The organism is Planktothrix sp. FACHB-1355 (assembly GCF_014748295.1).
Taxonomy (GTDB): domain Bacteria; phylum Cyanobacteriota; class Cyanobacteriia; order Cyanobacteriales; family Aerosakkonemataceae; genus Aerosakkonema; species Aerosakkonema funiforme_A.
The window spans coordinates 1-5,804 of record NZ_JACJUP010000347.1; the positions used below are offsets into that span (position 1 = coordinate 1).

At 44.9% G+C, this 5,804-nt stretch carries 3 protein-coding genes; 1 reads left to right on the top strand and 2 read right to left on the bottom strand.

The genetic code is table 11. The annotated features are described in order from the left end of the window. Positions 1-477: gas vesicle protein GvpC (gene gvpC, locus H6S82_RS15520; protein WP_191056389.1), on the bottom strand; the 477-nt coding region annotated here is incomplete at its 3' end. A 216-nt stretch (positions 478-693) separates the two neighbouring features. Next, positions 694-912, bottom strand: a complete 219-nt coding sequence (gene gvpA / locus H6S82_RS15525) for a gas vesicle structural protein GvpA (RefSeq protein ID WP_190463961.1) — start codon at positions 910-912, stop codon at positions 694-696. 511 nt (positions 913-1,423) lie between these two features. Between gvpA and H6S82_RS15530 the strand changes: the two genes are divergently transcribed. Then, positions 1,424-5,804, top strand: a 4,381-nt coding sequence (locus H6S82_RS15530) for a PAS domain S-box protein (protein WP_191056390.1), incomplete at its 3' end; no start/stop codon positions are given.

Genomic DNA, 5,804 nt, shown 5'->3' on the forward strand with positions numbered 1-5,804 from the left:
AAAAATGCTAATAAACAGATCCCGACGGAATTGACCTAGCTGCTGGCTTTGTTCCTTAGCGTTAGTCATCCGTTGCTGATGGGTATCTGTTAAGAAGTCGCGATTTTCTTGCTGTAAATCTTGGTGAAATTTAAACAGATCTTCAGCTTGCTTTTTCGCTTGTTCCATCCGTTGTTGATGGGTATCTGTTAGGAAGTCGCGATTTTCTTGCTGTAAATCTTGGTGAAATTCAAACAGATCTTCAGCTTGTTTTTTCGCTTGTTCCATCCGTTGCTGATGGATATCTGTTAAGAAGTCGCGATTTTCTTGCTGTAAATCTTGGTGAAATTTAAACAGATCTTCAGCTTGCTGTTTAGCTCGATCTTGTCTGGTTGTAGCGGTATCCGACAGAAATGTTTGAGTATCTCTGAATAGTTGAGTTACTTCCTCAGCTATAGAACGATGCTCCTGCCGGATTCTTTCCATTAAGGATGTCATGAAGTTTTCCTCAATCAGAGTAAGTATCCGTGAGTGAATAAACCACAATCGCTCATTTTGAAACTCAGAGCGATTGTGGTTCAATTAAACTTCTGCTTTGTTGCATCCAGCTCTTATAACGCGGCATCAAGGAATTTGAGAGAGTTAAACAAAAGCAGAAGTTTGTGGAAAATTTAAGATATTCTCAATCGTTGGATTGTAGCATTATCTAAATTTTTACGCAGCAGGCATCGCAGCAGATTGAGTTAGACCAACTGCTTCAGCATACTTCAAATATGTTTCAACAGAAGCGATTACAACACGAGCTTCGATCGCGAGTAATTCAATACCAACTAGCGAAACGCGAGCCCAAGCGTCTACAACAATACCTTTGTCAAGAATGCGATCGATAACTTCAGCCAAGCTAGAAGAAGAGTTGGTTTTTTCGACAGCCATTGTTTTTTACCTTTTACTCATTGTTGTTGTTTTTTTCTGGGGGCTTAGCGTTTGCCTTGCCACCTGACAATATGAATCTATCAACTTTATTTTGGGTTGTAAAGGGGGAGGTAAAAATTGATTCTAAACAAATGTAAATTTATTGTCTGTAATCCTACTATCTATTTTTGATTAATTTAGTTTTTTCAGTGTTCTTACAGAAGCTATTTTTAGAAAATACTGTGTATTTCCTGATGGCCTCGATCGCTACTATTTACTTTTATGTTTAAATATGCTATAAGCCAAAACAGCCCCGACAATTTTGTGTCTTACTTACAAAATTGTTTGTTACATTGAATCAGAAAAAATAAATAAAAGCTGATAAAAGTATTGCTTTTTGGCTTTACCAATTGGCACTAGATTGAGACTGGCAATTTACTTTTTTCGCATTTTAATACCGCTCAAACATAGGTTAGCCCTAAGAAGCAGCAAGTGTTTGAGGAAAAACTAAACCATAAAACCATATAAATCTATGCCTACTTGCGCCACAGATGTTATCCCGCCACCACTAAAGTCTGCGATCGTCCGCCATCCCTTAGTGGTTTCACCCGATACGACAGTCATAGATGCGATCGCGCAAATGAGCGGGGCACGATCGTTCTGCCAAACGACTAGAACGGAAGATAGTCAAAAAAATGACCTTTATGTAGAGGCGCGATCGAGCTGCGTATTGGTAGTCGAAAACGAACAGATTATCGGCATTCTGACCGAGCGGGATGTCGTGCGATCGATCGCCCAGCAACAACCCCTCGATCGGGCAGTCTGCGAGGTGATGGCACATCCCGTTATTACCCTGCGCGAGTCTGACTTCAAAAATTTATTTTTGGCGATTAATTTGCTCCAACAGTACAAGATTCGCCATTTGCCAATCGTAGACGATCGGAATCGCCCAGTAGGACTCATAACTCATGAGAGTTTGCAGCAAACTTCCCGACCGATCGACCTGTTGCGGTTGCGTCAGGTAGCTGAAGTGATGACCGAAAAAGTGATTAGCGCCTCAGCCGATTCCTCCCTACTGACGATCGCCCAAACAATGGCAGAACACCGTATCAGTTGCGTAATAATTGTCGAATCTATCAGTAATGCTACGGAAACCCTGCTAATTCCCATCGGGATTATAACCGAACGAGATCTAGTGCAATTTCAAGCATTGGGCTTGAACTCGGAGACTTGTAAAGCAAAGACAGTCATGAGTACGCCCGTTTTTACCGTCAAGCCGGACGACTCGCTCTGGAGAGTGCAGCAAATTGTGGAGCAGCACTTCATCCATCGATTAGCAGTGACCGGAAAGCGCGGAGAACTATTGGGCATCGTCACTCAGAGCAGTTTGCTGCAAATCCTCCATCCCCTAGAACTCTATAACTTAGCTGAAGTTTTGGGAGTAAAGGTAGCCCAACTGGAAGCCGAGAAAATCACACTGCTGAAAAATCGTACCGTTGAACTAGAACAGCAGGTGGAAGCCAGGACAGCCGCACTCAATGCCAAGATACAACAAGAGAAATTAATTGCCCATCTCGCAGCACAAATCCGATCGTCCCTAAGCCTACAAACAATTTTGGAGACAACCGTAGCCCAGATCAGGCAGGTACTGGGCTGCGATCGCGTCACTATTTGGCAATTTATCGCTGATTGGGAAACTATTGCCGTCGCAGAATCCACCGACTCACCCGTATCTTCGATCGGCGAACGAGTTCGCGACATCTGCTTTCAACAAGAGCAAGCCGAAATTTATCGTCAGGGCAAGATTCGTGTCGTATCAGATATCTACACGACCGAAATGTCAGACTGCCATCGACAAATGGCAATCCGCCTCCAAATACGAGCTAAAATTTTGGTGCCGCTTATGTGTGGGGACAAGTTGTGGGGTTTGCTCAATGCCGTTGAAAGCCAACACGCCCGCAACTGGCAACAATCGGAAGTAGAACTGCTGCAAGCCTTATCGCTACATCTGGCCATCGCTCTCCAGCAAGCCACCATCCACCAACAGTTACAGGAAGAACTGAGCCAACGAAAGCAAGCTCAAGCTCACCTCCTAGAAAGTGAAGCCCGCTGGCAATTTGCACTAGAAGGATCGGGAGATGGTGTATGGGATTGGAACGTTCAGACAGATCGAGTTTTCTTTTCCAGACAATGGAAAGCCATGCTCGGTTACAGCGATAGTGAAGTGGGCAATACTCTGGCAGAATGGCACAGCCGCGTACACCCCGATGACAAAGCTGGCTGCTATGCCGATTTGAACAAGCATTTGAGAGGACAAACCCCCACTTATCAAAACGAACATCGCATTCGATGCCAAGATGGCAGCTACAAGTGGATTCTCGATCGCGGCAAAGTCATCGAGCGCACAGCAGACGGTAAACCCCTGCGGGTAATTGGAACCCATACAGATATCACCGATCGCAAAGCAGCCGAGTCAGTTTTGCGTCAGTACGAACGGATGGTTGCGAGCGCCACTGATGGCATTGCCCTGCTCGATCGCAACTATATTTATCGTTTCGTCAATCGCGTTTATTTGGAACGGAATGAGAAATCTGTTGAAGAAATTATCGGACATTCTGTTGCAGAATTGCTTGGTGAAACGGGTTTCCAAACTATCATCCAGCCTTACCTAGATCGATGCCTAACAGGGAAAGTCCAACAATACGAAGAATGGTTTGATTATCAAAACGGGAGTCGCCGATTTATCAGGGTCACCTACAATCCCTATTTCGACCTAGATGGCACTATTACTGGGATTGTAGTGACAACTCACGATCTGACTGCGCTCAAGCAAACCGAACAAGCATTACAGGAAAGCGAACAGTTTTTGCGGAGTATTTATGAAGGAGTCGAACAAGCAATTTTCACCGTTGATGTCTTAGAAAATGGCGAATTTCGACACATTGCTTTTAACCCAGCCGCCACCCGGTTATGGGGTAAATTAATAGAAGAAATCGACGCAAATTCACCGGAAGAAAATTTTCATTATATTAATTGCGTTCGCACAGGCTCTGCCATTTCCTACGAACAATGCGTCATCTCAAACAACACACCGACTTGGTGGCTGACCGCGCTCAATCCCATCCGAGATAGTTCATCCCGTATTTATCGCATTGTCGGTACCAGTACAGACATTACCTTACGCAAGCAAGCCCAGACAATGCTGAAATTGCAAAACAGCATTTTGGAGCGCATTGCCAAAGCAGAGCCACTATCAATGATTTTAGATGCTTTGCTCGGTACTGTGGAATTGCAAATAGTCGATTCTCTCTGTTCGATTATGTTGTGCGATGGCGATGGCAAATTGCATTGCACAGTAGCTCCTCAATTGCCAGAAGGCTACCTGCGGGCGATCGATGGCATCTCCATCGGTGAAGGAGTTGGTAGCTGCGGCACGGCAGCTTTTCGTCGGGAACCCGTCATCGTCTCCGATATTGCCACCGATCCACTCTGGGAAAACTATCAAAATTTGGCTTTGGAATATGGATTAAAAGCCTGCTGGTCGCTCCCGATAATTAGCAGTGACAATCGGATTCTGGGAGTATTTGCAATTTATTATCGCCGGATTTGTACACCCCAAACCCAAGAGTTAGAAAATATGATCCGGATCGCCAATATTGCTGGAATTGCCATCGAACGAGATCTAGCAGCAAAAACTCTGCAACAATTAAACCAGAATTTAGAAAATTTGGTTGCCGAACGCACTGCTGCATTGCAAGCCAGCGAAGAACGGTGGCATTTGGCGCTCAAAGGCGCAAACGATGGTATTTGGGATTGGGATCTCAAAACTAATCGTATCTTCTTCTCCGATCGTTGGAAAGAAATGCGCGGCTTTACCAGTGAGGAGATTGGCAATACACTCGATGAGTGTCTGAGTCGAATTCACCCAGATGACTTCGATCGCGTTATGACTGCTCTTGACGAGCATTTTGCAAGTAGAACCGAATTCTTTGAAGTCGAATATCGGGTACGTCGCAAAGATGGCGCTTATATGTGGGTTTTAGATCGCGCCCAAGCATTACGGGATGAATCCGGACAAGTCGTTCGTATGATTGGATCGGAAAGCGACATTACCGCTCGCAAACAGGCAGAAATAGCCCTGCGAGACAGCGAACGTCGCTATGCTACCTTAGCGGCTGCTGCGCCAGTCGCTATTTTCCGATTTGATACGCCATTAAACTGTGTCTATGTCAGCGATCGCTGGAGCGAGATGACCGGGAGACCGATAGAATCTGCCTTGGGCACAGGTTGGATCGATAGCCTGCATCCCCAAGATCGCGATCGGCTATTAGAACAATACACGCAAAGATATACACAATCTCACAGAGACAATCGAGTATTTAACTGCGGTGAAGGCAGACATTTGTGCCCCGATGGTACTGTTAATTGGTTCTACGTTCAGGTGGTTAAGGAAATTGATGCTGATGGCAGATTGATTGGCTATATTGGCACTCTGACAGACATCACGGAAAACAAACAGATCGAAGCTAAATTACAAAATATCAATCAAGCTTTGCAAAATGCAGTAGAGGGTATTTCGCGCCTAGATATTGATAGACGCTATGTGTCAGTCAATCCTGCCTATGCCAAATTGTGCGGCTACGAACCTAACGAAACGATCGGTATGGAATGGTTGCAAACCGTCCATCCAGATGACATTGCCATGATGGAAGCAGCTTATCGAGAAATGCTTAAAACTAATAAGGCGGAAGTAGAAGTTAGGGGTATTCGCAAGGATAAATCTAGCTTCCATCAGCAAGTTACCATGATTGCTGCTTATGACGAAATTGGCAATTTTGTGGGGCATTACAGTTTCAGCAAAGATATCAGCGATCGCAAACAAGCAGAGGAAATCCTCAAAGCAGAAAGATTGC

Bases quoted from the DNA above. Each gene is read 5' to 3' on its own strand.
- gvpA (WP_190463961.1), bottom strand. From the start codon at position 912: ATGGCTGTCGAAAAAACCAACTCTTCTTCTAGCTTGGCTGAAGTTATC.